The organism is Noviherbaspirillum sp. FW303-A3 (assembly GCF_058788695.1).
Genome location: NZ_JBYTAZ010000001.1, coordinates 2971319 through 2997296 on the forward strand (window position 1 = coordinate 2971319; position 25978 = coordinate 2997296).

Below are 25978 nucleotides of genomic sequence, written 5' to 3' on the forward strand. Positions count from 1 at the left end.
CCTCCCATGAGAAATACGTATTAGGCAATGGTTCGATTGTATGTAGGGTGACAAAGTTCCCAACTAACGTGCATCAAGGAAATGCAAATATTGCTATACAGCAATGCATTTTATTGAAAATTTGTTGATCCTGCTCAAGATGGCCCAGCCATTCCTGAGTCAATCCGTGACTATCCGACAACAAAAGATGACTGAATGCCAACCTATTTTCAGGCTTTGTTACGTGAACTGATCCTGCCCCCCGCCAGCCTGTTTATCCTGATGGCGCTTGGGCTGGTTCTGTGGAAACGCCGGCCGTGGTTCGCGCGGGTGCTTGCCGGCGGTACGGTCGCAGTGTTTTACCTGCTGTGCTCGGGATTCGGCTCGGCCGCGCTGGTGACGCCGCTGGAAAACCTCACGCGTCCGCTCGACGGCGCGAAGGATGCCGGTGCACAGGCGATCGTCGTGCTCGGTGCCGGTCGTATCGAAGACGCCCCGGAATACGGCGGGAACGAACAGCCCGACTACATTGCACTGGCGCGGCTGCGCTATGCCGCGCGGCTGCACCGGGAAACGGGATTGCCGATACTGGTGTCGGGAGGCAATGGAACGGCAGACGGGCGCTACAAGCCCAAGGCGCTGGCAATGGAGCGCGCATTGCGGGAAGAGTTCGCGGTCCCGGTGCGCTGGATGGAAACGGCGTCGGCAAACACCGCGCAAAACGCCGCATTTTCCGCACGCATCCTGGCAAAGGAGAACATCCGCCGCATCCTCCTCGTGACGGACGCGATGCACATGCCGCGCTCCGTCATGGAATTCGAGCGCCATGGCATGGAGGTGGTTGCCGCGCCGACGGTATTCTTCGGCGGCGGGACGATGTCCTTGATGATGCTGCTGCCCAGCGCGGAGAACCTGCGCCGGTCGTACTACGCCTTGTACGAATGGATCGGGCTGGCCTGGTACGCGGCCCGCAATTCCGCCGGCACGCCTCAAGCCAGCGGCGGGGCGCCGCCTACTTGATGCCGTACTTGTTCATCAGGTCATAGAGGGTCGGCCGGCTGATCCCCAGCAATTCGGCAGCCTTGACGGCATTGCCGTCGACCCGGGCGAGTGCCTTGATCAGGGCCTTGTGTCCAGCCTCGTCGCGCACCTGGCGCAGGTTCAGCGGTTCGTCCGGTTCGGATGATGCGGCCAGCCCCAGGTCTTCCGCGGTGATCTGCGGACCGTCGGCCATGATGACGGCGCGCTTGATGCAGTTCTCCATTTCACGCACATTGCCCGGCCATGCGTAGTTCTCGATGCGGGACAGCGCATCCTCGCTGAAATTCAGCGAGGACCGCCCTTCCTGAGAGCAGAACTTGTTCTTGAAATGGTGTGCCAGCAGCGCCGCATCGCCGATCCGTTCGCGCAGCGACGGGATCATGATCACGATTTCGCTCAGGCGGTAGTACAAATCTTCGCGGAACCGTCCCGCGCTCACCATTTCCTTCAGGTTCTGGTGCGTCGCGCAGACGACCCGCACGTCGACGGGAATTTCCGCCCGTCCGCCGATACGCTCGACCACGCGTTCCTGGAGGAAGCGCAACAGCTTGGCCTGCAAGGCCATTGGAAGGTCGCCGACTTCATCCAGGAAGAATGTGCCGCCGGAAGCCAGCTCGATCTTGCCCAGCGTCTGTTTGGCCGCGCCGGTAAAGGCGCCTTTTTCATATCCGAACAACTCGCTTTCGAGCAGGTTCTCCGGAATCGCCGCGCAATTGATCGCCATGAAACGCTTGCTGCTGCGGGAGCTGAGCTGATGCAGCGCACGCGCCAGCACTTCCTTGCCGGTACCGCTGTTGCCCAGCAACATCACCGTAGCGGAGGTCGGCGCAACTTTTTCCACGTTGCGGCAGACCTTCAGCATGCCGGGATCGCGCGTGATGATCCCGCCCAGCGGAGATTCCACGCGGTTCATCTGCAGCCAGCGGTTTTCCTGCTGCAGTCCATGCAGGTAGAAGGCGCGTTCGACGATCAGGTTGAGGACCGACGGATCGACCGGCTTCTGGTGGAAATCGTAGGCACCCATGGCAATCGCCTGCACCGCATGGGCGTGGTCCTGGTTGCCGGTCAGGACGATGACCTTGGTCTCCGGCGCCAGCGAGAGAATCTGCTGCAGCAGCGCCAGGCCTTCGCTGGCGCCATCCGGATCGGGCGGCAGGCCGAGGTCCATGGTAATCACCGCGGGCTCATGGCGGCGCAAATGCGCCAGCGCGCTCTCGCGATCGCTTGCCGTCAGCACTTCATAGGCGTCCAAGCTCCAGCGCAACTGCTTCTGCAGCCCGGCATCGTCTTCGACAATCAGCAATTTCTTCTTATCCTGGCTCACGGTGCTCCTTTGCTTCTACGCGGCGTTCGACATGCAATCCTGTTCGTCGACGAACAGCGGCAACCTTACCCGGAAGGTTGTGCCCTTCGACGGCTCACTGTCAACGTCCAGTTGCCCGCCGATCTGGTGGACGTACTCCCTGGTTTCGAATACGCCGATCCCCATGCCTGCAGCCTTGGTCGACTCGAAAGGCCTGAAAAGCCTTGCACGGATGAACTGCTCGCTCATCCCGCTGCCGGTATCGATGACCTCGATCACGGCATTGCCTTCCTGTTCGGTCAGGCGAACGGTAACCTGTCCATCGCGCGCAGTGGCTTCAATGGCATTTTGTATCAGATGTCCGATGACACGTTCAAGTCGTGCCGCGTTGGCGGAAACAGACAACCCCGCGCGCTGCACATCGAGCTGCGGTTTCGGTTCGGCCGCGCTTTTCGATGCGATGGCCTGATGCAGGATCCGTTCGAGGGTCACCGGACCGGATTTTTCCGTCGTCGATTCCCGGTTGAACTTTTGCAGGAGCCCCCGCATTTTTTGCACGGCATGTTCGATGGTTTCCAGCATGTCGCGCTGGAATTCCGCGCTGCCCTTGTGTCTCTCCGCATTGGCCACCAGTAGCGCGAGCTGGGCCACCAGGTTCTTCAGGTCATGCACGACGAAGGTCGACATGCGGTTGAAGGTTTCGAACTGGCGCGCCACGGCCAGCGCGTCCGCGGATTGCTGCTTCGCGAGATAGCCCGCAGTCTGGATACCGACGATCTTGAGCAAGTCCAGCACTTCCCAGTTCAGCGTGATCTTGCTCCTCGGCCGCGACAGTACGACAAATCCGAGCAGCGTCGTATTCTGCAGCAAGGGAACGATCAGCCAGGCCTGCGGGAACTTGCGCAGCCAGCCCGGCAGGACCAGCCCTTCATATTTCTCGGGCTGCGTATCGTATTCCTGGATATCGATGATCCATTGCCGCGTCCGAAGGAAAGTGCACAGTGATCCGTCCGCCGGTTCCGGCGCATCGGGAAAGGAAGTGTTCCATTCGGCGGCGACGACACATTCATCGGATTCGTTGCGCATGTACAGCACACCCTTGGGACTCTCCACCAGCTGTGCAATCGCCTCGATCGCCCGCTCGCCCAATTGCGGTCCTTCCACGGACAGCATGCGCGTGAACTTCAACCACTCCTCACGGTAGTCGTAGCCATAGTTGTAGAAATGCTTGCTGATGAATACCTTCAGCCAGGACCGGAACGTGCCGGAAAACAACACTGCGATGAGCAGGAAGAACGCGCCGAACAGGAAGGTCACCTGCAACACCGTTCCCCATTCTCCGCCGAAGAACCGCAGGTAATAGCCGGCCGCCGCGACAGCCAGCAGGTAGAGCGCCGACCCGATCAGCGTCACCGAATGGAACAGGATGCGGCGCGACACGGAGATACCGACCGACCAATCGGGATTGCGGGCCGCGGACACCGCGATCAGCGGCACCGCGAAGGCAATGGCGCCGCCGCGCGCCGCCCAGATCTCGGCATTGACCTGGCGGAACAGCAGCGCATCGACATAGAGATAGAAGTCATAGGCGAACAGGCCGCCGATGCCAAGACAGGCGAACTTGATGGCCCAGCGCGATTTCTCGGATGTGCTCCTGAACAGCTGCTCGATCAGCAGCATGCCCATCACCGCCATCATGATGAAGCCGATGCTGCCGCTGAGTGTGCCGGCGATCTCGCTGACAATGCCGTCGGCCACGTAGGCGAGGAGATAGGCGATCAACAGCAGGACATAGATGCCGGTGAAAAGCAGCACCTGCTTGCTGACGCGATAGCCCGCAATGATGTGCGTACGGTAGGACGGACTGAGGACGCCGAGCAGGAAGGCGCTCCAGCTGGCATTGCGAAGGATTTCGAGAAGGCCGATCTGCATCGAGATCGGCATGTCGCGCATCGTGACCAGGACGATGGAGGCGGACCACACCACGGTGACCCCGCAGGCGAGGACCAGCAATGCTCCATGCCTGCTCCCGCGCCATTTAACGAGCAGCAGGGCGAACAGGAGCAGGTAGGCAGCCGTGGCTACCGAGTAGCTGACACCTGCAATCAGGGACCACATCAAAGCCGTCCAAAAATCATCGGCTACCCTTGCCGAGAATGACTACCTGCAGCGTATCGATCAGGATCAGGAGATCGAGGAACAAGCTGTTGTTCTTGACGTAGTACAGGTCGTACTGCAGCTTCTGCACCGCATCGGCCACCGACGCGCCGTAGTGGTAGCGGACCTGCGCCATGCCCGTGATGCCGGGCTTGATGCTGTGACGCACGTTGTAGTAGGGGATTTCCTCGCATAGCTGCTTCACGAAGTAGGGCCGCTCCGGGCGCGGGCCGACGAAGCTCATTTCACCCTTCAGCACATTCAGGATTTGTGGAAACTCGTCGATGCGCAGCAGGCGGATGACGCGGCCTATGCGAGTCGTGCGCGGGTCCGACTTGGCAGCCCACTGTGGTGTGCCTCCACGTTCCGCATCGACGCCCATGCTGCGGAACTTGAGGACCATGAAATGCTTGCCGTCCTTGCCCACGCGCTCCTGGCGATAGAAGATCGGTCCGCGGTCTTCAAGGTAGATCAGCAGCGCCGTCACGAGGAGGAGAGGCATGGCGACAATCAGGACCGCAATGCTGACCCCCATGTCGAAGGTTTTCTTGCCGAGCGTACGGAAGAAGCCCTGGTCGAAGCCGTTGCCGAAGACCAGCCAGCTCGGCTGCAGCGAATCGACACGAATCTGGCACGCCTCGCGTTCAAAGAATGCAGCGGAATCCGTCACCTTGATGCCGTTGAGCTTGCACGTAAGCAGGTCGCGGATAGGCAGCGCGCCACCGCGCCGGTTCTGGACAGCCACGATGATTTCATTCGCGTTCAGTTTCTTTGCCAGGTCATACAGCGGATCGCCGAAGTTCATGGGTAGCAGCGCGGACGTGGGCACGCAGCACTCCTGATCCTTCGTCGGAACATAGCCGACAATCTTGTACTTGTGATTGAGGCGGCCGTCCTGTGCCAGGACGGTGCACTCCTGCGCGAGCGCGCCGGCGCCCAGAAACAGAAGGCGCGATTCAAGGAGACTGGTCTGCGCCGACTTGAAGAATGCCATGCGCGTGATGAGGATGGCAGGCACGGCGACGACGAACATGAAACCGAGGATGCCGCGGCCCATGTAAAGGTCCGGCAGCACATAGAACACCAGCGTCATCAACACGAAACCGAGCACGCAAGCCGGCATCAGGCGCAGGAAGGTCACGCGGAAGCTCTCACGGAAAACGATCTGGTACATGCCGAATGCGCTCATGCTGCACACCATGACACCTGCGAATGCAATCGCCGACGTCAACATGCTGTCACGCTTGAAGGCCTCTTCAAGATCGAGATCGAGAAAGCGGAGCGATACCCCGAGATAGGCAGAGCCGATGAGTACAAGCAATTCGACGAGAAGCAGAGTGACTGCTGCCGCGGAGACGAAGTGGTTGGAAATCCTTAACATCTGGTGCTCTCCCGAATTTTTTGCATTTACTTTTGAGCGGGGATGCGACGGTACCACCGTGCAATTTTGACAGGAGACATAAATGTAACAAAATATAACGACTTTTAGTTCAGCATCTTATTGATTTTTGTACACAGTTGCACAATATGATTAATGTTCGTATTGAGTTTATGAAAGTGATTTCAGGAAGCAAAGTAGAGAAGTGTGACAACCCGTCCCACATATATGGGATATCGCGCTGACTTTCACTTCCACGCATAAAAAAAATCGCGTTTCATAAAAGAGACAGATCTGCTTTCCTACAGATAACACCGATGAGTCCGTATCCTGCATCGATTGCGCTGTTCATGCTTGCGCTAGCATTCGGCGTCACGGATGCGCACGCGCAAACTTCCGTCGTGAACAGTACGCAAGACAGCGCAGACGAACTCATTGCGATGGGGAATCGTTATCAGCACGGAGAGGGGGTTGTACGTGATTTGCCTCACGCAATCGCTTTGTATTGCCGAGCGGCAAAAATGGGCCATGCGCAAGCGTTCTACGAAATGGGGTGGATGTATGCGAATGCGCGCGGCGTCGAAAGAGATGACGGCATGGCTCGCTATTTATTCGAGCAGGCGACAACGCGCGGACATGACCATGCTTCGCAGGTGCTCCGGTACATGCCTGCACCTCCTTCCGTTGCGCCGCCTCCTGCCTGCCTGCAGCCCGAACCCGTCGCGACGAACGAAGAAGACGTTTCTGAGCTTCCCTATCCGCGCGGCCCGATTTTCGAGATGGTCAATCGGCTGGCGCCGAACTATGGCGTTGATCCGCGCCTGGCGCTTGCCGTGATTTCCGTCGAATCGGCTTTCCAGCCGAAAGCGGTGTCGCCGAAGAACGCGCAAGGCCTGATGCAACTCATGCCGCAGACGGCACAGCGGTTCCGGGTGCGGAATGCCTTTGATCCCGAGGACAACGTCAAGGGTGGACTCGCCTATTTGCGGTGGCTGCTTGCCTACTTCCAGGGCAACGTCACGCTCGTCGCGGCCGCATATAACGCGGGCGAGCGTGCGGTCGAATCGCATGGAGGCATTCCGCCGTTCGCCGAAACACGGGACTATGTACGCAAGATCACACGGCTTTACCGAAAAGCGCTCCATCCCTTCCAGTCGCACATCGTCGATGCATCGCCGTTGATGATGCGTATCCCCTTGGCGCACAAGTAGCGCCAGTCTTGTAACACCGTCGAAATAATTTACACCCGACGCGAGTTCAAATCGATAAGTGCTTCATTTTGTTCAATTTTCCCGAATTGGCACCCTTTATGCTTTTTGTGAAAATTGTAACAGAGAGCAATATTGTCGCGGCGGTCGCACTGCCGGATTCTGCTTGTCCGCGTTCGAGGCTGGCAGAAATTGTGTTTGCAGATAGACCTAGCCGTTTGCAAGGCAGGAGACGCAGTCGCGCTTGCGCTTCCATACGTGAAGGGAAAATCTTGATGACGACCAGCACGCCGGACAGCCAGAAACGATATGACCCGAACCGTTTAATGGATGCTCTCAAGGATATGTTGCAACTGGACAGTGATGTTGCGCTATCTCAAGTCCTGGAGGTTCCGCCGCTCGTTATTAGCCACATCCGCTACCGAGGCTATCCGGTAGCGCCATCCATCCTGATCAGGATGCATGACATCACGCGCATGAGCATTCAGGATCTGCGCGACATCATGGGCGACCGGCGAAAAACGGTGCGCACGAGTTACGACATGGTCTTCCTGTCGAACCCGGACTTTCCCGAACAAAGAGATGAGCAACTCCAGGCCAGCGCCAACGAGAGGACGCTCTATCTTTTCATGGCCGCAGGCCTGCTATATGTCGCCTGGTATTTCATCCTGCATTAACTGCACGCGTAATTATTTCTTTTCTGCATCTCTCCATGTCTGTTTCTTTCAGACAGGCAACATCTTCCCCTCCTCCTTCATGTCCGGTTCAATCAAGCCTCAACGCTTTCCCGTTTTTTCGTTTCCGCAGCCACCACAATTCACACATGAGTTTGTGAAGTTTTGTTAATCTCTAGGAAAAATTGCAATACAGACGCATTGCATGAATACACGTCCGATTATCTGAACGAGATCGGGGCGGCATGTTGTTGAGTTGCTGTTTTGGCGTATTCCCTACAAACAAGAGTTGAGAACAAGCATGAAAATCGAAACCAGGGTCATCGCGACACTCGCACTGGCCATGACTTGTGCCGGCATACTCACCGCTTGCGGCAAGAATCAGGATACCCAGGCACTCGTTTCCGAAGCGAAGGCTTATCAGCAAAAGGGCGAATTCAAGGCGGCAATCATCCAGCTCAAGAACGCGGTCCAGAAAAGCCCGGAAGACCGCGAGGCGCGGCGCCTGCTCGGCATGATTTATTTCCAGGTGAGCGATCCTCTTTCCGCAGAGAAAGAGTTGCGGAAGGCGCTCGAACTCGGCGCCACTCCTGCAGACGTGTTGCCGACTCTGGGCAAGATCCTGCTGATGCAGGGCCAGTTCCAGAAGGTGCTGGACGACGTCAAGCAGGCTGTGGGAGAAAAACCGGATGCGCAAATCCTCGCCGTGCGCGGCGAAGCATACTTTGGCCTCGGGAAGCGGAGCGAAGCGAAGGAAGCGCTCAATAGCGCGCTGAAGGAAAACCCGGATAACGCAGACGCGCACATCGGGCTCGCCAAGCTGGCACTGGCGGAAGGCAATATCGATGGTGCCGCATCGCTGGCAGAGCAGGCGGTTGCAAAGAATCCGGCAAGCGTCGATGCGTGGTTGTTCAAGGGCGACCTGATGCGTCTGCGCCGCAAGCCCGAGGACGCGCTCTCGGCCTATGCCAAAGCGACGGAACTCCGGCCTGCCAATGTCGTGCCCTACCTCTCGCGTGCGCATATCCATATCAACGCAGGCAAGTTCGATGCCGCAAAGGCAGAACTGGACGTTGCCCGCAAGCAGGACGGACAGTCTCTCCACATCATCTACACCCAGGCATTGCTCGATTTCAGTCAGGGCAAGCATGCGGCTGCGCTGGAATCCATCCTGCAGGTCCTGCGTGTTTCGCCCGACCACATGCCGTCGGTATTGCTGGCCGGAGCAACCCAGTACGCGCTGGGGGCGACACAGCAGGCAGAACAACATCTCAAGCGCTACCTCGAACGCGCGCCCGGCAATCCGTATGCATCGAAGCTTCTCGTCGCCACGCTGCTGAAGAATGGCGAGACCGCCCGCGCCCTGAAATTGCTGACGCCGATGCTCAAGGACGCGGAAAAGGACCCGCAGTTGCTGACACTCGCCGGCGAGGCCTATATGCACGCCAGGGACTTTACCAAGGCGACCGAATACCTTGAAAAGGCAAGTGCGCTGGCGCCCGATACGGCCGTTATTCGCACCGCGCTCGGCATGAGCCGCCTCGCGCAGGGAGAAGACGCGCGCGGCATCGCCGAGCTGGAAATGGCCACCAACATGGATCCCCAACCGAAGCAGGCGGCCGCGCTGCTGGTCATGACCCATATTCGCAAAAAGGAATACGACAAGGCGATCGCCACGGTCACCAAGCTTGAAAAGGACGAAGCGACCAATCCCCTCCTGCAAAACCTGAAAGGCGTCGCCTATCTGGGCAAGAAGGATGCGGCCTCAGCCCGCGCCAGTTTCCAGAAGGCGCTCTCCCTGCAACCCGATTTCTTCCCTGCGGTCGTCAGCCTCGCCCGCCTCGATATCCAGGAAAACAAGCCTGACGCCGCCAAGAAACGCCTGGAAGCCTTCCTCGAGGTCGACAAGAAAAACGCGCAGGCGATGGTCAAGCTGGCGGAACTGGCGATGTCCCAGGGACGCAAGGAAGAAGCGACCGCCTGGTTCGAACGCGCAAGCAATGACAACCCTGATGACCTGAAGCAGGCCATGATGCTGGCCATGCACTATCTTCGCATGGGTGAGAAGCAGAAGGCGTTTGCACTTGCGCAGAAACTGCAGACGGCAAATCCGGGCAGTGTCGAAGCGCTCGATTTGCTCGCCCAGGCCCAGTTCGCCAACAGCGATCTGGCTGCATCCCTGCAGAGCTACAAAAAGCTCGCCGTGCTGAATCCGAACTCGCCGATCATCCAGTTCCGGATCGCCTCCGTCCTGATGGCGATGCAGAACCAGAACGCAGCGGCTGACGCACTGAAGGCTGCGCTGAACATCAAGCCGGACTACCTCGAAGCCCAGCTTGCGCTTGCCAACATCGAAATCCGGCGAGCCAACTACGAGCAGGCGCTGAAGGTTGCGAAACAGATTCAGAAAAGCTCGCCCAAGAGCGCGACCGGCTACATGCTTGAAGGTGATATCTTCATGGTGCAGAGAAAGGCAGAGCCAGCGCTCAAGGCCTATGAACAAGGCTTTGCAGTCAGCAAGTCAGGCTCCATCGTGATCAAGATGCACCAGGCCATGCAGCAGGCCGGCAAGGGCAAGGAAGGTATCGTGCGCGTCGGCCAATGGGTCAAGGAACATCCGGCTGACATCACAACGCGGCTTTACCTTGCTTCCGCCTACGCTGCGGACCAGCAGCTCGCCGATTCGATCGAACAATACCAATCGGTCCTCAAATCGGATTCCAGCAATCTCGTCGCACTGAACAACATTGCCCTGGTCTACCAGCAGCAAAAGAATGCGCGCGCCGTCGAATATGCGGAAAAAGCTTTTAACGTCGCCCCCGAAAACGCCGCAGTCCTCGATACCCTCGGCGGGATTCTCGTCGAGCAGGGCAACCTGACGCGCGGTATCCAACTGCTGCAGAAGGCCGTCACACTGGCACCGGAAGCACCCGGCATCCGGTTCCACCTGGCCCAGGGGCTGTTCAAACTCGGTGACAAGGCCAAGGCACGCAAGGAGCTTGAACAACTGCTGGCGAGCGGAAAATCCTTCGAGCAGGCAGACGAGGCGCGTTCGCTCCTCAAACAGCTCAACTAGGGGCGACAACAAAAAGAAACGTCTCCCCACCGCGACATCCGAGGCGGGGAGCATTCACTCCAGACCAAAACGGGGACCTATTAAATGCTCAGTGCTGATCAGGGAGTCGGAAGCGCGTTTGCGCGCAACCTTTTTCCGATTTTTGCAATGGAAACTAAACGGGACATGATCGAATCCACTCTGGCGCCGCCAGAGCCGTCCGATGCGGTCGTGTTAAGCGTCAAGGACTTCAAGATCCGGCTTGCCGATACCGACGCAGGGAGAAATTCCGCCAGCATGCTGATCGACAAGATGTACTCCTGGCGCGGCTATGCCGGTGCGCATGTGGTACAGCCCAGTCCCAACCGGATTACCCTGACCGCATACATGAAGGAAGAGCTGATCGGTACCGTGACGCTCGCCATCGATTCGCCGATCGGCCTGCTGGCCGACGAGATCTTCCAGGACCAGCTCGACCGCTATCGTGGCCCGGGACGCAAACTATGCGAACTGACCAAGCTCGCCATCGATGCCAAGGTCGACTCCAAATTCGCGCTCGCATCCCTGTTCCACATCTGTTTCATCTATGCGCGCCGCCTGCACGATTGCACCGACGTCTTTATCGAAGTGAATCCGCGTCATCGCGCTTACTACGAGCGCGTTCTCGGATTCGCTCGCCTTGGCGAACTGAAGACCAACCCGCGCGTCAATGCGCCTGCTTTCCTGCTCTGGCTCGACCTCGACTACGTCGAAGCACGGATCCTGCAACATGGCGGCACCAGCGATCAGGCCGGCGCCTCACGTTCCCTGTATCCCTATTTTTTCTCGCCCCGCGAGGAGGCAGGCATTACACAGAGACTGATCAACCTGAACTGAGCTGCGTCGATTTCCGCACCGGCGCCGCGCGGGATTTCACCCTATCTCTCATAGGAGCTCGCACATCATGAACCTGACGGCCGCACTCGACGAATGGAACGCAATTCTCGGCGCTTCGAACGTGTTGCAAGGCAACGATGCGCAGGTTGCATACGACAAGGATGCGAGCGGAATCAAGAGAAGGATCCCGGCTGCGCTTCGCATCCAGGACGCGGGCGTTATTCCGGAGGTGATGCGCATTGCTTCCCGGAACAAGGTGGCCGTCTATCCGATCAGCACGGGACGCAACTGGGGTTACGGTACATCCCTTCCCGTGCGGGACGACTGCGTCATCCTCGACTTGTCCGGCATGCGGAAGATCGTGCATTTCGATGCCGAATTGGGCGTCGTCACCGTCGAACCCGGGGTTACTCAAGCGATGCTGGCGGAATTCCTCGACAAGGGAAACCACCATTTCCTTGTGCCCGTCACCGGCGGCGGACCGCAATGCAGTCTTCTCGGAAATGCGCTTGAACGCGGCTACGGGATTACGCCGTACACGGACCATTTTTCCGCCGTTACGGACATCGAGGCGGTTCTTGCCGACGGCACCCTCTACCGCACTGCCCTTAGGGAGGCCGGTGGCGAGGACCTGGCCCGCCTGTTCAAATGGGGCCTCGGTACCTACTCCGCAGGTCTGTTTACCCAAAGCGGCTTCGGTATCGTCACACGTATGACGATTGCCCTCGCGCGCCGCCCCGAATGCGTCAAAGTGTGTTTCTTCAGCCTGAAGGAAGACGGCCTGCTCGAGCCTGCGGTCGAGGCAATTCGAACGGCTATCAGCCGGCTACCGGGCACGATTGGCGGCATCAACCTGATGAACCGCCATCGCGTTCTCGCCATGTCTGCTCCCTATCCGACGGACAGGATCGGCGCGGACGGCCTCATTCCGGATGCAGTCATCCAGGAACTTGGGCGCCAGTACCAGGTGTTGCCATGGACCGGCTTCGGTACAATCTACGGAACCCGCCGCGTTGTTGCAGCCGCCCAAAAGGAAATGAAGGCCGCCCTGGCAGGAATTGCCAGCAGGCTGGTTTTCATCAGTCCGGGCGGCGCGATGACACTGTCCAGGCTGGCGGGATGGCTTCCTGGCGCATTAGGGCAGCGCCTTGGAAGCACATCGAACACACTCGCCAAGGCGCTGGAACTGGTTAATGGACGCCCAAACGAAACTGCGCTCCCCCTGGCGTACTGGCGCAATCCGAACCCGCCGCAAGGGGCGGCCCTCGATCCATCCCGCGACGGCTGCGGACTCATCTGGTACGCGCCGCTCGTGCCCATGCGTCCAGGTGCAGTGCGCGCTTACGCCGACATGGTCAGGCGCGTTACGGTAGCGCATGGCATCGAGCCATTGATCACCTTCACCTCCATCAGCGACAAGCTCTTCGACAGTACGGTGCCAATCATTTTCCGGCGCGAGGACGAGCAGGCCGTAGCCCGCGCCACGGCGTGCTATGACAACCTGTTGCAGGAGGGAAGGATGTCGGGATTTTTTCCATATCGTGTCGGAGTCAGCACCATGCCGACCCTCGCAGGTCTCCAGAGCGACTCCCTCAAGTTTCATGCGCGCCTGCGGCAAGCGGTTGACCCTGAAAACCTGCTATCACCGGGGCGCTACCAATAATTTCAAAATTTCAACTGTCGATATTTTTTACATTGACAAGAAGCAATCGACTAAAGACATGTTTGAAACGAAAGAAAATCATTAAGAAACAATCGGTTATGTTTTTTGACAATCCTTGGCACGACACGTGCTTTAGTCATTGCAGCAAGGAAGGATTAAGGTCAGGAAACCGATTCTCAAGGAGATTTTCAATGAAACTATTCAAGAAATTGCTGGCGACAGTCGCAATAGCGGCAGCTGCTGCTACATCGGCTCAGGCTGGCACGATCAATGTGGGTGGCGTCGTCTGGGATCCGGATGCGCCGCTGGACTTCAGTGGCACGACGGCAACGCTTTCCCAGTTCATCAATCCGGTTAGCGGCGAGCTGTCAGGTTTTGGCGTGGTTACCACGATTAATGGCACGGGTGTCGGTGCTTTCTGCCCAGGCTGCGAACTGACAGTGCAGTATGGCGGTTATATGCCAGTGGGTGCCGGAGCTGTGCCCGGTCCGGCAGGCGGCGGCACGCAGATTTTCTACACCGGTGGTTTTGTGAAAGTCTTCGTCGACCATACCCCGAACGCCAACCCGGCTGATCCGCTGGCGCTGAACCTGGCGAATGCAACCGATGGCGCATTGTGGCTCGACATGGTAGGTCACGCAGTGAATGGTGTGACGCTGACCGGCTTCAACTTCTTCCCGTCCTTCCTGCTTGGCAAAGGTCTGTGGGATGTGGTTGGTGGTCTGGCCATGGGCAACCTGGATACGAACACCAAGGAAGACGGTTCGGACCTCTCCTTCACCAACAGCTTCACCTCGTTCCCGACGGGTTCGCCGCTGTTCTCGACCGGCACGGGTAACTTCCAGGGTAACAGCATTCCGGAGCCGGGATCCCTGTTGCTGCTGAGTCTGGGGCTGCTGGCAATTGCGTCCGCGCGCTATCGCAAGTCCAGCTAATCACCTGCCTCAACTCTTCGCATTCCGATGCGAAGAGATTCAATCTGCCGTTCAGTGAAAGCTGAACGGCATTTTTGTTCCAGCGGCACGTTTGCCTAATCCGGCCGCAGTGCGGCAATCGTTCCAATAGCGTGACCAGGTCACGAGATCCAGATGTCCACCACTCCTTTGATCGTGCGATTACGGTTCCCTGAAGCGGTTTGTACCTGCCCGTCCCTTGCGCGAGAGGTGAGCGTGCCACCGTTCTCTAATTCGTAATCCGGCGGCGTTGGCAAGGCTATTGGCATACGAAACACCCTAATGCTTTTTGTAAATCTATCTGTTATATTCAGACAACTTTCACATACGAAGGTGAGATCCCTATGAGCGTCGTTGCCGTTGTTGGGCTCGGTTATGTCGGACTTCCGCTTGCAGTCGAATTTGGGAAAAAACAAGCGACTATCGGTTTTGATCTGTCCGTTAGAAAAGTAAAGAGCTACAAAGAATTCATTGACCCGACCGGTGAATTGTCTTCGGACGAACTGCGCGCTGCGCAGCACCTGAAGGTGACGAGCGACCCTGCCGATCTGGCTGAAGCGGACTACGTTATCGTGGCAGTGCCTACACCGGTAGACCTCGCGCACCAGCCTGATTTCGGTGCACTTGCCGGTGCAAGCGAAGTCGTCGGCAAGCACATGAAGCGCGGAGCCGTCGTCGTGTTCGAATCGACCGTCTATCCCGGCGCAACGGAAGAGGTCTGCGTCCCCCTCCTCGAGAAGCATTCCGGAATGACTTGGAAAACCGATTTCCACGTCGGCTATTCGCCGGAGCGCATCAACCCCGGCGACAAGGAGCACACGCTCACGTCAATCCTGAAGGTCGTATCCGGTGACGATGCAGAAACGCTCGAGCGTGTGGCGAAACTGTATGAAACGGTGGTGCGTGCAGGTGTGCATCGCGCTTCCAGCATCAAGGTCGCCGAGGCGGCCAAAGTCATCGAAAATACCCAGCGCGACCTGAACATCGCATTGATGAACGAGTTGGCGATCATCTTCGACAAAATCGGTATCGACACAGTCGAAGTCCTCGAAGCCGCGGGAACGAAATGGAACTTCCTGCCTTTCAGGCCGGGCCTGGTCGGCGGACACTGCATCGGCGTCGATCCCTACTACCTGACGCACAAGGCAGAAATGATCGGCTACCATCCCGAAGTCATCCTTGCCGGCCGCCGCATCAACGACAACATGGCCAAGTTCGTTGCCGAGAAAACGGTCAAGGAGATGATTCGCGCCGGCGTCAATGTCAGTGGCGCGCGTGTCAATGTCCTCGGACTGACCTTCAAGGAAAACTGTCCTGACCTGCGCAACTCCAAGGTGGCCGACGTCATCAACGAGCTGCAGTCCTACGGTGTCACGGTGCATGTGCACGACCCGGTCGCTGATCCGGCAGAAGCACGCCACGAGTACGGCATCGAACTTGAAAGCTGGGAAAACCTGCCGCGCGCGGATGCCATCATTGCCACCGTCTCGCACAAGGAACTCCTTGCACGACCACTTTCCGATTACATGGCGAAAGTGGTTCGCAAGGGCTGCTTCATTGATGTGAAGTCCAAGTTCAATGCATCCGCATTGAGCGACGCAGGTATTACCGTGTGGCGTCTCTAAGGCATACGATACGAGCAGCGGCGGCGACATGACCAAATATCAGGAAGCACAAGAACATCTGCGTCAACGCCAGTATTCATGGCTGGTCACGGGAGCCGCCGGTTTTATCGGTTCCAACCTCGTTGAATCGCTCCTGATGCTGGGGCAGAAGGTGACCGGGCTGGATAATCTCTCGACGGGTTACCTCCACAACCTGGATCAGGTCGAGCAGATTGTCGGATCGGACCGGTGGAAGAATTTTCACTTTATCAAGGCCGATATCCAGTCCTTCGATGAATGCGCCAAGGCATGCGAGGGCGCTGACTTTGTCCTGCACGAGGCGGCGCTCGGCTCGGTATCCCGCTCGATCGAAGATCCTATCCTCACGAACGGCAGCAATATCAGCGGCTTTGTGAACATGCTTGTTGCTGCACGCGACGCCGGCGTAAAGCGCTTTGTCTATGCGGCATCCAGCTCGACGTATGGCGACCATCCCAAGCTGCCGAAAGTCGAGGACGAGATCGGCAAGCCTCTTTCGCCGTATGCCGTCACCAAGTATGTGAATGAGCTCTATGCGGATGTGTTCGGAAGAACCTACGGCATGGAGTCGATCGGGTTGCGCTACTTCAACGTGTTCGGCCCCAGACAGGACCCGGATGGAGCGTACGCAGCTGTCATCCCGCACTGGATCGCCGCGCTCATCAAGAATGGTGAGCTCGCGATCAACGGTGATGGCGAAACCAGCAGGGATTTCTGTTACGTGGAAAACGTCGTGCAGGCCAATATCCTGGCCGCGCTGACAAAGGACAGTGCAGCCGTCAATCAGGTCTACAACGTCGCCCTCGGCGACCGGACCACGTTGAATGAGCTTTACCAGACATTGCGTAACGTACTGTCTGACAAATTCGCGTATCTGCGCGATCACAAGCCGGTTTACCGGGACTTCCGCAAGGGAGATGTCCGGCATTCGCAGGCCGATATTTCGAAGGCGAAGAAACTGCTCGGCTTTGCGCCGACGCATCCGATCGATATCGGGCTTCGCCAGGCGATGGATTGGTACGTACGCCGGTTGGCGCCCTGACAGAACCGGATCAGTCGATACACGCGATAAAGTCACACTACGATGCCTCGAAAGCGCAATCGCCTCTCCAGGAAGAAAAAATGGATTACCGTCCTGGGGCTGGCGTTATTGACGGGTGGCGCAATTGGGGCTTATCTGATTGAATCGATCGGCGTTCCACCTCGCGCCCTGGCGCCTTATATCGAACGAAGGGTGTCGCAGCATAATCCCTTCATCGTAAAGACAGGCGAATGGGTTGCCAGCTCCCTGACATCGCTGGACCGCGGCCGCCAACTGGAAGACATTCGTCCGTCCTTGCGCATCGGCGCCCAGCCAGGTCCGAATCACCGTCCATTCATTGAAGCTCCTGGCGATAATGTCGTCCGGGTCGACTCCACGGAAGCGGCGATGGCTGCCATTGCCCAGGCGCGCGCCGGGGATGTCATTACATTTTCGCCGGGGAGTTACCGTTTTCGCGGCCAACCGGTGATCGTAAACAGGCCGGGAACGCAGAATGCGCGCATTATTGTGCGGGCTGCACAGCCGGGAACGGTCAACCTGGAGCTGGACAATTCCGAAGGTTTTCTCGTCGCCGCGCCATACTGGACCTTCGAGAATCTCGTGATTCGCGGCGTGTGCAAATCGCATGGAAGCTGCGAGCATGCGTTTCATGTCGTCGGAGACGCCCATCACTTCATCGCCCGCAACAATACCATCATCGATTTCAACTCGCATTTCAAGATCAATGGTGTTGACGACAAGATGCCGGACGACGGCATCATCGAGGGTAATACCTTGACGAACTCGAGTGTCCGGCAAACCGGCAATCCCGTTACGCCGATCGATCTCGTCGCCGCAAGCCGGTGGATGATACGCCGGAATCTGATTACCGATTTCATCAAGGGGCAGGCCAACAGGATCAGTTTCGGTGCCTTCGCAAAGGGGGCAGGGGCCGACAACCGTTTCGAGCAGAACATCGTCATTTGTGAAAACCTGCTGAAGGGCGCACCGGGTTACCGTGTGGGATTATCACTGGGGGGCGGCGGTACCGGGCGCAACTATTGCCGGGACCACAGGTGCATCCTGGAGCAGGAGCGCGGGGTGATCGAATCGAACCTCATTGCATCCTGTTCCGACGATGGCATCTATGTGAACCGTAGTGCGGGCAGCAGGATATTCCACAATACCCTGGTCGATACCGGCGGCATCGTTGTCCGTTTTCCGGAAAGCAGCGCCGATATCGAGGGGAACCTCGTGGATGGAAATATCCGGAGCCGGGACGAAGGCATTGTGCGCAAGCTCGATAATGCCGAGACTTCCCTTACGAGTACCTATTTCGGCATGCATCCCATCCGAGACCTGTATACATCGAGGAATGGCCAATACTTTGACTGGCAGGGGGAGCCGCCACGCCGCAAGGCGACCAGTCGTGCTCCGCTTGATTTATGCGGAGAGACGCGGCCAATCGAGGCGACTTACGGGGCATTCGAGCGCTTTTCGTCTTGCCTGTTCCGATAACGATCCTTCATGGCGGTGCCTTATCGTCTATTTGGCTGACGCGTCATCCCACTTGCCCAACTGGATGAGCTTGTTTTTCAGGCCAGGCAACGGGAACTCCAAATCGTATGCCTTCTTCGCGTATAACCTGGCCTGCTCATAATCTTTCTTGTCAAAGTACGCGAGCGCAAGATTGTAAAGACTGGTGGCATTGTCCGGTTGCAACCTGACAGCTTCATTCAGTTGTTCAATGGCTTCGTCGATGCGACCGACCTTCGACAAATAGCCGCCATAAATTGCATGGACTGCCGGATCATCAGGCCTGAACCGCACGGCACGGTTGAAATAGCACTCGAACGAGTACTTCATACCCGATAATTTGTTTGACTTGCTGCGCAATGCAAGACGGGCCATGCTCGTCAGGGCCCTGGGATGGTTTGGGAATGCTCGGAGCGTGTAATCAAGATCTCCACCGAGCGTGCCCCGGTGGCCGGCAATCAGCTTTTCTACTTCCGGTGTGAAATGGGCATCTTCCACAATCTTCAGATTCGCTGCGAGGGTCGCCCTATCCCTATAATCAAACGGCCCATAGGCATTTGACAGCTCTCCGCAATAACTGGCGGCACAAGAGCCGGAGACGGCGAAAAGAATTCCGCAAAAGGATGCCTTCAGCATGAGTTTCACGACTAATCCTTTGGGAGAGGTCTGGTTTGTGATGACAGGTATGCTTCGGTTTGCGCGACTCCATTCAGCACAGCTGCGAGTTCGTTGCTCCGCGCACGTCGGGAATTGTTTCGTGCCGCTTCCTCCGACGGGATTTGTGCCTGTTCGCTCGTGGCCAGTTGGAGGAAGCGTGATATGCCGCGCATGATGTCATTTTTGGAATCGAGCCGGGCGATTGTGTGTACACCGGCACTTTTCAGTTTGCCGGCAGTGTCCCCGTCGGGATCCGTCAACGCCATGACCGGCCGCCGCGCACGCATGTACTCATACAGCTTCGCAGGTATCTGGTGATTGCAGCTCGCCGCTTGCAAGATGAGCAGCCCGTCTGCCCCCAGCATTTCCGATAAGGCCTCACGGTAGGGGACTGGCGGAGCAAGGGTAACGATGGATTCGATCCTGTGCTGGGCAATTAGCTTGCCGAGATATTCGTCGTGCCCGGTTGCGCGAAGGACTACACGAAACGAGGCGGGCGAAATCTCCCCGCTGCGGAGGAGTTCCGACAAGGCTTCGAAAAAAGGGCCAGGATTGCGCTCATGGGGATAGATCACACCACTGTGGATCAGTACAAACGGACGTTCTGCGCCGGAGGGCGCAGGCGTGATCGCCTCCGCCGACTGGAAATTCTCTTCATCGTACCCATTCTCGATGACGCAGAAACGCGAGCCTGGAATGTCGGGGAAACGATCCTGATACATCTTGAGCGTCCCCGGCGTGGTGCAGACTACCTTCGTGCAATGCGTCACCGTCTGTTTCTCGATCCAGCGATACACCTTCCGGGTGAGCGGATTGGTGGGGTAACTCGTATCGGTCATAGGGTCCCGCATATCTGCCACCCAGGGGATGCCCGTGAGGCGATGCAGGGCCAGCCCAATGAGATGCGCGGTTGCGATCGGGTAGGTCGACCAAATGACTTCAGGCTGGTACTTCCGAATCAGATGCAGCCCGGCCGGCACGGCTCCAAGCAACCAGGAAATCCAACGGTCAGGCAAGGCCAGGATTCCGAGATACCGGCCTTTCAGCGCAAGATGCCGTGATGCGTCGAGCGCAAATGCGCGGTGGACTGGAACGTCGGCGGGAATTTCTCTCACCTGATCGTCGCTTGTACTGGCATAGGCGCGAGGGTGGGCCGATAACACCACCGGATGCCAGTCATGTTCGGGGAGGTAACGCGAAAATTTCAGCGTGCGCTGGATGCCACTGCTTCCGCGCAGGGGCGGGTAGTGGTATGCAATCATGAGAACGCGCTTTACCATGTTCTGATCCAGTCTCTCGTCCAAGTGGCGACCTGGTCCCGCCAGTCGCGCCGCGAAAATGTGTGATTTGCTTCCGCCAAGTCATGGCGCTGGACCTGCGAAGATCCGAGCGCCTTCTTCCACTTGCGCGAACCACTCACGAGATCCAGGAATTCCTTTGCGGTCAGGTCATTGCCGCTGATGATAAGCAGAACTTTTCCCTTGAAGCGGGCAAGGCCGTCATACATGCGATCGGGAAGCGGCGCCAAGGCCGGCTTGGGCTGTTCAGTGGCATGGTTTCCGGCCGGCGCAGGTGCCGGTTTTCCGGCCATCGCCTTTCCGACCATGCCAAGCAGGGAGCGAATCGCAGCGCCAACATCGAACTGCCCCGCAAGCACCTTTTTCCATAAATCCCGGTCGAGCAGGCGAGCAAGATAGTAATGACGCAAGTATGCCTTGGCCATGCCTTCCGTCGTTCTCACCCAGGGATTCAGGAGTACGAGGCCACGCACGCGAGGGTCGCCGTGCGCATAGAACAGGGAAGCAGACGCGGCGTCGCACAATCCCCAGAGCACAACTTCTTTCATTGCGGGGACGTCGGAAAAGAAGCGGTCCAGCGCATGGCGGATATCGTCCTGTACCTCTTCGAACGTCTTCGCGTCCCCCTCACTGTCACCCATTCCGCGATAGTCGAAGCGCATTACGGGTGTGCCATGGCTGGCCAGGTCGTTGGCGAGGAGCGTGAATTGACGATGGCTTCCCGCCCGATATTGCGGGCCGCCGACGATGACGAGCACACCCCGCGTTGCAGGTTTTTCCGGCATGGTGAGGATGCCGTAGAGGCTTCTGCCTTCGCATGTAAAGCTGAGGGCGCGCTGTTCGATGTTCAAGCGGGCACCTCATCGAAGACGCTGGTCGTCGCCTGGAGAAGCGCAGGGCATTCGGTGATTTCCTGGGAGGCCCAGAAAGACGTGCCGGGGACGACATGGCGATGCAACTGGACACCGCGTTCTTCCCATGAGGTTGCAACCCGCGCGGCGGCGGGCGGCATGGGACGGTCACTGTCTGCAACCAGTTCGAACCAGTGGACGGGGGCGGTCGTGACGGCCAGCTTCGATGCATTCAGGTTGTCGATGCTTGAAGCCAGTGCTGGAGCGAGTTCATAACCGCCAATCTCCAGACTTTCGCCCGCAGCCATTTTTGCACGCAGTTCCTGCGTTCCTCCGGACTTTTCCGTACCGTTGCCGAGCATTTCGCCTGCCAGCCGCATGCGGAGGAATTGCGTCATGAAGGCTTCGCCGTTGACCACAGGCTGCCACAGCAGCAGTGCATCAAACGGACGATCGGAGCCGGCAGCGACATCCAGGGCGAGCAGGGCGCCAAGCCGTAATCCCCACAGTCCGACAGTTGTGCCGCTCCGGCGTTCGAGCCATTCCGCCGCACACAGCACATCGTCCCTCCATATCTCCCACCGTGCGTCGGCGAAATCGCCACTGCTGTCGCCGCATCCGAACAGGTCAACCTGCAATACCGCGAAGCCGGCGTCGGCAAAGGCGCGCGCCTGCATGGCAGCCATGCGGCGGGATTTGTTCATTTCTTCGGCAAACGGGTGGATGTATACGAACGCGCCGCGCGTCGTGCTCCCATGCTTTGGGGCGTGGTAAAGACAAAAACGCTCGCCTGCCCCGGCTTTAAGGAAAAACGGCTCTGCCATTTTTGCGCGTGTATTTTGCGTCGATTACTCGGCGAGCTTGCGCTCGACGAACTGAACGAGGCTTCCCAGCGTCTCGAATGTTGCGGCGCTGATTTCATCGTCCTCCACCGTGATGCCGAAATGCTCTTCGAGCGCAGTGAGGACGTTGATGACGGCCATGGAATCGAGTTCCGGAATGCTGCCTAGCAGCGCGGAGTTCTCGTTCAGGTCTCCGGCGCGGTCTCCCAAGGCGAGGACATCGGCCAGAACCATTCTTACATCGTCGATGTGTTGCATTGTTACTCCCTAGTTTCTTCGAACCTTTTCCAGCGCTACGCTTCCTTGTAAGTGCATTATTCGGGATAGGTCTGCAGGGCTGCGGGCTTGATCAGGCTGCGGTACCAGTTCCATGCAGATGGCCAGCGATAGCTGTTCACATGGTAGAGCGTCCGGACATGGTCGGTCCAGATGGTCTGTCCCTTGCCGTAGAATTCGATTTTCTTGAGCTTGCCCTCGTTGAAGATTCGCTCGAACACTTCCTGCCGCATCAGCAGGGCAGGCGAGGTATGGTTTGCGATGCTCTCGTCATATGCAATCTTCAGCGAAACCAGGGTGCCGTTTCCCTCGATGCACAGGTTCATGGCCGCAATGTTGTCATTGTACCAGTATCGATATATGTGTCCCGCGCCCTTTTGGCAGAAGCCCTCAAGCACTTCGCGGTAGAACGCGCCTTGCTGGTTGTCGGCGTGGACCGCCGTCCCGCTCTTGCCCTTCCAGCCCAGGCTCTCCAGCCGGCCAAAGTCGGCAATTGCAGCGGCGACGTCTTCGGGCGCCGTGATTTTTTCCAGGCGTGTCGTCACCCCTGCCTTGGACAGATTGCTCCTTTGCCGTTTCAGGTTCTGGCGCAGTTTCTTGCTTCGCGCTTGCCAGTAGTCGTCAAAGCTTCCCTGGACAAGGACACGCGCTGTCTGGATGTAGTCGAGCGTCTTGATCCCGCCTTCGTCGGTAGGGCGGGAGACCAGATCCGGGTCTTGCTGCGTGATGGCGAGCGCCAGCGGAAATCCGGGGAGGGTGCGGCGCAATTCCGAAATGAGCGGGGCTTCGATCGTGCCCTGTCCTTGTATCCAGAGACCGAGAGGCGACTGGGAAGGCTGGAAGGTTTCCCACCGGCCCATGCCCTTGGAGTGCAGGATCGCCATGGCCTGGACCTTGTCATCCACGACGTAGCATGCCAGTGACTCATTGCCGCTGCCGAAAATCCTGAGCAACGGCGTGATAAAGGCCAAGTCGTGCAGGGGTGGGGTCGCGCGGCCTGTATGCAGCGCCTGCCAGCGTTCGCGATAATCAGCGAACCTGGTGATGGGATAGATATGCCAGCTCATTCGATTCCATCCATTTGCAAGAATGCACTTCTGATTTCTTCGATCATCCAGTCAAGCTCCGATGTCGTCAGTTCCTGATGGCAAGGAAACTGGAAAACCCGGCGCGATAGATCTGCGCTTACCGGACACACGGTTTCATCTACGCCAGGCCAAAGGAATTCGCCGAAACGGAGGATGGGGACACCTCTGTTTTTCAGGATCGGGAAGACGCTTTCCGGCGCGTCGACAACGACCGGAAGCACATACGGATAGGTTCCGTCGCCCAGTTCCGGATACAGGAAGCGCGTGCCGGTCAGTCCGCGCAGCCTAGTCTGCAGGTAAAGATAGTTTTCCCGGCGCTTCATTGCAGCGCGCCGTTTTCCTGCAAATCGTACGAGGATGCGGGAGATTCGTGAGGGCAGCTTGTTGGCAAGATGACTATCGAAGCGCGGCTCATCCACTGCCACGCTCCCTTGTGCTGCCGGAGCGCTCTGCTCCTGATTGCGTGGCTCCCGCCGTTTGCGCGTCAGTAGCGCGCGAGCACGAACCGGCAATGACATGAGCAGTTTCAGCAACGGCAACCTGCCGTATTCACATGCCTTTTCGAGTGTATTTACGGCCAGCTTTATTTCCTGGTACAGGCTCAGTGCTTGCAGCTTGGTGCTGCCAAGAGAGCGCCGCGACGATACAAGGCAGCCGCCATCCAGGACCGGAAAGAACTTCCACGTGCTCGCGACGGCATAGTCGCCGAACGAGCCCAGGGGCTTTCCGTCGCATTCGCCGAAGAATGCGTGTGCGCAGTCCTCCAGCATGAAAATCCCATGCTTGTCGCAGAACGCGCGAATTCGCTGCAGATCCTGCGGGAATCCGAAATAATTCGGCACAAGAATGGCTTTTACAGATGGATCCAGCAGCGCGCCGGCACTGTCGAGATCGACCGACGTGTCGGGGCGGATCCTGTAAAAGGCAGGAGTGGCGCCGACATGGAGGATCGGAGAGATCATGGAGGTGCAATGGAATGCAGGGACGAGCACCTTGTCATGCCGGCCGATCTTCATTTGTGCGAGCGCAAGGGCAATTGCGAACCGTGCGCTTGTCACGAACACGTGATTTCCCGCATCCAGGACGGAGGGGGGCGCTTTGCCCGGCGATTGTCCTAACGACCCGAGAGACAGGACGGGATGGAGGGGAATCTTCGGCCGTGGATAATGGGGCAGTTCGAGCTTCATTTTTCCACGATCCGATTGAGGGTGGGGGAAGGCTTCAGCTGGAACGCCGCAGTGATGTTCCTGAGTGCGCGTCCGCCCAGGTGGCGGGCCGCAGCCATCTTCCCGTTGAACGTCTTCAGGTTGAATGCGACGATACCCCATCGCTCGCGGCGATGAGACATCCAATGCTGCTTGTAGGGATCGTCTCCGCTGAGGTAATCCACTTCCCTGACGCGGTCGATGTCGATGACGTGCTGCATCAGCTTCGCCGTGAGGATGGAGCCTACGGAGTAATTTGTGAATTGCCGGTCGTAGGCAAGCTTGTAGATCGACGCCACGCCATTGGCAACAATCCAGAGCTGTGCCGCGGCGGGAGTGCCATCCACATAGGCAATGCCTAAGCGCAGCCACCCACTCCTTGCGCAACTGCGGATGAGCCCCGGAATGAAGTCTGGATGCGGTTCCGGTTTCTTCCAGCTTTGGTTGTAGATCTTTTCGAACGTGGCAATGGCCGGCTCAAGGTCGGTCTCGTCCGTCACGATTTCAAGCCGCAGCCGGCCGGACTTTTCAAGCCGCCTTGATTTTCGCTTCAGGAGATTCTTTAGCGGGGACGGGAGCGTCTCGAAGTATTCGCCGTAGGTGCGGCCGCCCACCTCCAGGTACCAGTTTCCGAAGCAGAAGTAACTTTGTACGAGCAATCCGGCGTTGCGGAATGCCTTGATGATGCCCTTGAATAGCGGTCCATCTGCATCCATCGGATGCAGATCGATCGTGTCCCAGCGCGGCTGGTCTGCAGCGATGGCCCGGGCGATCAGGTCCAGGCTGCCTTGCAGCTCGGGAGCGGTGTCGCAGACAGCCGGTCCGAACAGGGAGGAATAGTAGTTGGCGATCGGTCCCAGTTCACGTCGCCGAAGAACAGGGCTGGCGGCAGGATCGTGACGCATCGGGAGAACGAGGCAGGGCTTTCCATCCTCGAGGCCGGATTCCACGGCGTAAATCCGGAGTACGCTTTTGTCGTTCAAGCCCTGCGATACCAGGTTCCTGAACCACGGGAGGCTGAGGAAAACACCAGCCGAGTGACTGGATTTGCTGAATATTTCCTCGTAGGGTTTCGGCAGATCCTCGAAGCTCTTATAAATGCTGATCTTGTACATTTACTCGTAGCTCACTCGACAGAAACACGAAGACGCATGATCGGGATTTCCTGCGCGGCGCTGTTCTGCGCCGAACTGTCGCTACAGCATGCGTCGATTGCGCATCCCTGGGGGCAGGAAGAGCTGGATTTGCTACTGATAGAAACTTTCTAAATTATA

The 25978-nt window shown here is 58.0% G+C and carries 21 protein-coding genes and 1 pseudogene; 11 read left to right on the forward strand and 11 right to left on the reverse strand.

Translation table 11 applies throughout. The annotated features are described in order from the left end of the window. Nucleotides 1-195: 195 nt before the first annotated feature. The gene (locus AC3WOY_RS14400) at nucleotides 196-999 is read left to right on the forward strand and encodes a YdcF family protein (RefSeq protein WP_492424900.1); all 804 of its coding nucleotides are present in this window, start codon (nucleotides 196-198) and stop codon (nucleotides 997-999) included. On the opposite strand, the gene prsR is transcribed toward AC3WOY_RS14400, so the two are convergent. Genes prsR through AC3WOY_RS14415 form a run of 3 tightly spaced genes read right to left on the reverse strand, consistent with a single transcriptional unit; the run spans nucleotide 992 to nucleotide 5861 of the window. After that, a complete protein-coding gene (gene prsR, locus AC3WOY_RS14405; protein WP_492424902.1) occupies nucleotides 992-2344 on the reverse strand; it encodes a PEP-CTERM-box response regulator transcription factor in 1353 nt (450 codons plus the stop codon). The genes AC3WOY_RS14400 and prsR overlap by 8 nt on opposite strands. A gap of 15 nt (nucleotides 2345-2359) precedes the next feature. Further along, on the reverse strand, nucleotides 2360-4441 hold the full coding sequence (gene prsK, locus AC3WOY_RS14410) for an XrtA/PEP-CTERM system histidine kinase PrsK (protein ID WP_492424904.1): 2082 nt from the start codon (nucleotides 4439-4441) through the stop codon (nucleotides 2360-2362). A 16-nt stretch (nucleotides 4442-4457) separates the two neighbouring features. Continuing rightward, nucleotides 4458-5861, reverse strand: a complete 1404-nt coding sequence (locus AC3WOY_RS14415) for a TIGR03013 family XrtA/PEP-CTERM system glycosyltransferase (protein WP_492424906.1) — start codon at nucleotides 5859-5861, stop codon at nucleotides 4458-4460. A gap of 437 nt (nucleotides 5862-6298) precedes the next feature. On the opposite strand from AC3WOY_RS14415, the pseudogene AC3WOY_RS14420 reads away from it, so the two are divergent. From AC3WOY_RS14420 to AC3WOY_RS14465, 10 genes and pseudogenes are all read left to right on the forward strand, one after another. Next, nucleotides 6299-6376, forward strand: a pseudogene (locus AC3WOY_RS14420) (hypothetical protein); the annotation flags it as partial. 3 nt (nucleotides 6377-6379) lie between these two features. Next, nucleotides 6380-7069 carry a lytic transglycosylase domain-containing protein gene (locus tag AC3WOY_RS14425; RefSeq protein ID WP_492429313.1) on the forward strand — a complete coding sequence of 230 codons (690 nt, stop codon included), beginning with the start codon at nucleotides 6380-6382 and terminating at the stop codon, nucleotides 7067-7069. 272 nt (nucleotides 7070-7341) lie between these two features. Next, a complete protein-coding gene (locus AC3WOY_RS14430; RefSeq protein WP_492424908.1) occupies nucleotides 7342-7743 on the forward strand; it encodes a hypothetical protein in 402 nt (133 codons plus the stop codon). 298 nt (nucleotides 7744-8041) lie between these two features. Next, nucleotides 8042-10816: an XrtA/PEP-CTERM system TPR-repeat protein PrsT gene (gene prsT / locus AC3WOY_RS14435; RefSeq protein ID WP_492424910.1), complete on the forward strand. Its 2775-nt coding sequence runs from the start codon at nucleotides 8042-8044 to the stop codon at nucleotides 10814-10816. Between the two features lie 165 nt (nucleotides 10817-10981). Further along, nucleotides 10982-11671: an N-acyl amino acid synthase FeeM domain-containing protein gene (locus AC3WOY_RS14440; RefSeq protein WP_492424912.1), complete on the forward strand. Its 690-nt coding sequence runs from the start codon at nucleotides 10982-10984 to the stop codon at nucleotides 11669-11671. 67 nt (nucleotides 11672-11738) lie between these two features. Beyond that, nucleotides 11739-13334 (forward strand): FAD-binding oxidoreductase, encoded by a 1596-nt coding sequence (locus tag AC3WOY_RS14445; protein ID WP_492424914.1) that lies wholly within the window; start codon nucleotides 11739-11741, stop codon nucleotides 13332-13334. A gap of 191 nt (nucleotides 13335-13525) precedes the next feature. Then, nucleotides 13526-14269 carry a PEP-CTERM sorting domain-containing protein gene (locus tag AC3WOY_RS14450; RefSeq protein ID WP_492424916.1) on the forward strand — a complete coding sequence of 248 codons (744 nt, stop codon included), beginning with the start codon at nucleotides 13526-13528 and terminating at the stop codon, nucleotides 14267-14269. A gap of 362 nt (nucleotides 14270-14631) precedes the next feature. Then, nucleotides 14632-15912 carry a nucleotide sugar dehydrogenase gene (locus tag AC3WOY_RS14455; protein ID WP_492424918.1) on the forward strand — a complete coding sequence of 427 codons (1281 nt, stop codon included), beginning with the start codon at nucleotides 14632-14634 and terminating at the stop codon, nucleotides 15910-15912. Between the two features lie 28 nt (nucleotides 15913-15940). Further along, nucleotides 15941-16972, forward strand: a complete 1032-nt coding sequence (locus tag AC3WOY_RS14460; protein ID WP_492424921.1) for an SDR family oxidoreductase — start codon at nucleotides 15941-15943, stop codon at nucleotides 16970-16972. 42 nt (nucleotides 16973-17014) lie between these two features. Continuing rightward, nucleotides 17015-18469, forward strand: coding sequence for a right-handed parallel beta-helix repeat-containing protein (locus tag AC3WOY_RS14465; protein ID WP_492424923.1), 1455 nt, complete (start codon nucleotides 17015-17017; stop codon nucleotides 18467-18469). A gap of 27 nt (nucleotides 18470-18496) precedes the next feature. On the opposite strand, the gene AC3WOY_RS14470 is transcribed toward AC3WOY_RS14465, so the two are convergent. The 8 genes from AC3WOY_RS14470 to AC3WOY_RS14505 are packed head-to-tail and all read right to left on the reverse strand — an operon-like array spanning nucleotide 18497 to nucleotide 25819. Next, nucleotides 18497-19123 (reverse strand): tetratricopeptide repeat protein, encoded by a 627-nt coding sequence (locus tag AC3WOY_RS14470; protein ID WP_492429315.1) that lies wholly within the window; start codon nucleotides 19121-19123, stop codon nucleotides 18497-18499. 11 nt (nucleotides 19124-19134) lie between these two features. After that, a complete protein-coding gene (locus AC3WOY_RS14475; RefSeq protein WP_492424925.1) occupies nucleotides 19135-20424 on the reverse strand; it encodes a glycosyltransferase in 1290 nt (429 codons plus the stop codon). Next, the gene (locus AC3WOY_RS14480; protein WP_492424927.1) at nucleotides 20418-21293 is read right to left on the reverse strand and encodes a hydrolase 1, exosortase A system-associated; all 876 of its coding nucleotides are present in this window, start codon (nucleotides 21291-21293) and stop codon (nucleotides 20418-20420) included. The genes AC3WOY_RS14475 and AC3WOY_RS14480 overlap by 7 nt, the downstream gene beginning before the upstream one ends. Further along, nucleotides 21290-22117 carry a hydrolase 2, exosortase A system-associated gene (locus AC3WOY_RS14485; RefSeq protein WP_492424929.1) on the reverse strand — a complete coding sequence of 276 codons (828 nt, stop codon included), beginning with the start codon at nucleotides 22115-22117 and terminating at the stop codon, nucleotides 21290-21292. Before AC3WOY_RS14485 ends, AC3WOY_RS14480 begins: the two co-directional genes overlap by 4 nt. A gap of 24 nt (nucleotides 22118-22141) precedes the next feature. Beyond that, nucleotides 22142-22393: an acyl carrier protein gene (locus AC3WOY_RS14490; RefSeq protein WP_492424931.1), complete on the reverse strand. Its 252-nt coding sequence runs from the start codon at nucleotides 22391-22393 to the stop codon at nucleotides 22142-22144. Nucleotides 22394-22449: 56 nt separating this feature from the next. Beyond that, the gene (locus AC3WOY_RS14495; RefSeq protein ID WP_492424933.1) at nucleotides 22450-23478 is read right to left on the reverse strand and encodes a GNAT family N-acetyltransferase; all 1029 of its coding nucleotides are present in this window, start codon (nucleotides 23476-23478) and stop codon (nucleotides 22450-22452) included. Next, entirely contained in the window at nucleotides 23475-24686 is a 1212-nt protein-coding gene (locus AC3WOY_RS14500; RefSeq protein ID WP_492424935.1) for a DegT/DnrJ/EryC1/StrS family aminotransferase, read from the reverse strand. Before AC3WOY_RS14500 ends, AC3WOY_RS14495 begins: the two co-directional genes overlap by 4 nt. Continuing rightward, nucleotides 24683-25819 carry a GNAT family N-acetyltransferase gene (locus AC3WOY_RS14505; RefSeq protein ID WP_492424938.1) on the reverse strand — a complete coding sequence of 379 codons (1137 nt, stop codon included), beginning with the start codon at nucleotides 25817-25819 and terminating at the stop codon, nucleotides 24683-24685. The genes AC3WOY_RS14500 and AC3WOY_RS14505 overlap by 4 nt, the downstream gene beginning before the upstream one ends. Between the last annotated feature and the right edge of the window lie 159 nt (nucleotides 25820-25978).

Bases quoted from the DNA above. Each gene is read 5' to 3' on its own strand.
- AC3WOY_RS14400 (WP_492424900.1), top strand. From the start codon at position 196: ATGCCAACCTATTTTCAGGCTTTGTTACGTGAACTGATCCTGCCCCCC.
- prsK (WP_492424904.1), bottom strand. From the start codon at position 4,441: ATGTGGTCCCTGATTGCAGGTGTCAGCTACTCGGTAGCCACGGCTGCC.
- AC3WOY_RS14415 (WP_492424906.1), bottom strand. From the start codon at position 5,861: ATGTTAAGGATTTCCAACCACTTCGTCTCCGCGGCAGCAGTCACTCTG.
- AC3WOY_RS14425 (WP_492429313.1), top strand. From the start codon at position 6,380: ATGGGCCATGCGCAAGCGTTCTACGAAATGGGGTGGATGTATGCGAAT.
- AC3WOY_RS14430 (WP_492424908.1), top strand. From the start codon at position 7,342: ATGACGACCAGCACGCCGGACAGCCAGAAACGATATGACCCGAACCGT.
- prsT (WP_492424910.1), top strand. From the start codon at position 8,042: ATGAAAATCGAAACCAGGGTCATCGCGACACTCGCACTGGCCATGACT.
- AC3WOY_RS14440 (WP_492424912.1), top strand. From the start codon at position 10,982: ATGATCGAATCCACTCTGGCGCCGCCAGAGCCGTCCGATGCGGTCGTG.
- AC3WOY_RS14445 (WP_492424914.1), top strand. From the start codon at position 11,739: ATGAACCTGACGGCCGCACTCGACGAATGGAACGCAATTCTCGGCGCT.
- AC3WOY_RS14450 (WP_492424916.1), top strand. From the start codon at position 13,526: ATGAAACTATTCAAGAAATTGCTGGCGACAGTCGCAATAGCGGCAGCT.
- AC3WOY_RS14455 (WP_492424918.1), top strand. From the start codon at position 14,632: ATGAGCGTCGTTGCCGTTGTTGGGCTCGGTTATGTCGGACTTCCGCTT.
- AC3WOY_RS14460 (WP_492424921.1), top strand. From the start codon at position 15,941: ATGACCAAATATCAGGAAGCACAAGAACATCTGCGTCAACGCCAGTAT.
- AC3WOY_RS14465 (WP_492424923.1), top strand. From the start codon at position 17,015: ATGCCTCGAAAGCGCAATCGCCTCTCCAGGAAGAAAAAATGGATTACC.
- AC3WOY_RS14470 (WP_492429315.1), bottom strand. From the start codon at position 19,123: ATGCTGAAGGCATCCTTTTGCGGAATTCTTTTCGCCGTCTCCGGCTCT.
- AC3WOY_RS14475 (WP_492424925.1), bottom strand. From the start codon at position 20,424: ATGGTAAAGCGCGTTCTCATGATTGCATACCACTACCCGCCCCTGCGC.
- AC3WOY_RS14485 (WP_492424929.1), bottom strand. From the start codon at position 22,117: ATGGCAGAGCCGTTTTTCCTTAAAGCCGGGGCAGGCGAGCGTTTTTGT.
- AC3WOY_RS14490 (WP_492424931.1), bottom strand. From the start codon at position 22,393: ATGCAACACATCGACGATGTAAGAATGGTTCTGGCCGATGTCCTCGCC.
- AC3WOY_RS14495 (WP_492424933.1), bottom strand. From the start codon at position 23,478: ATGAGCTGGCATATCTATCCCATCACCAGGTTCGCTGATTATCGCGAA.
- AC3WOY_RS14500 (WP_492424935.1), bottom strand. From the start codon at position 24,686: ATGAAGCTCGAACTGCCCCATTATCCACGGCCGAAGATTCCCCTCCAT.
- AC3WOY_RS14505 (WP_492424938.1), bottom strand. From the start codon at position 25,819: ATGTACAAGATCAGCATTTATAAGAGCTTCGAGGATCTGCCGAAACCC.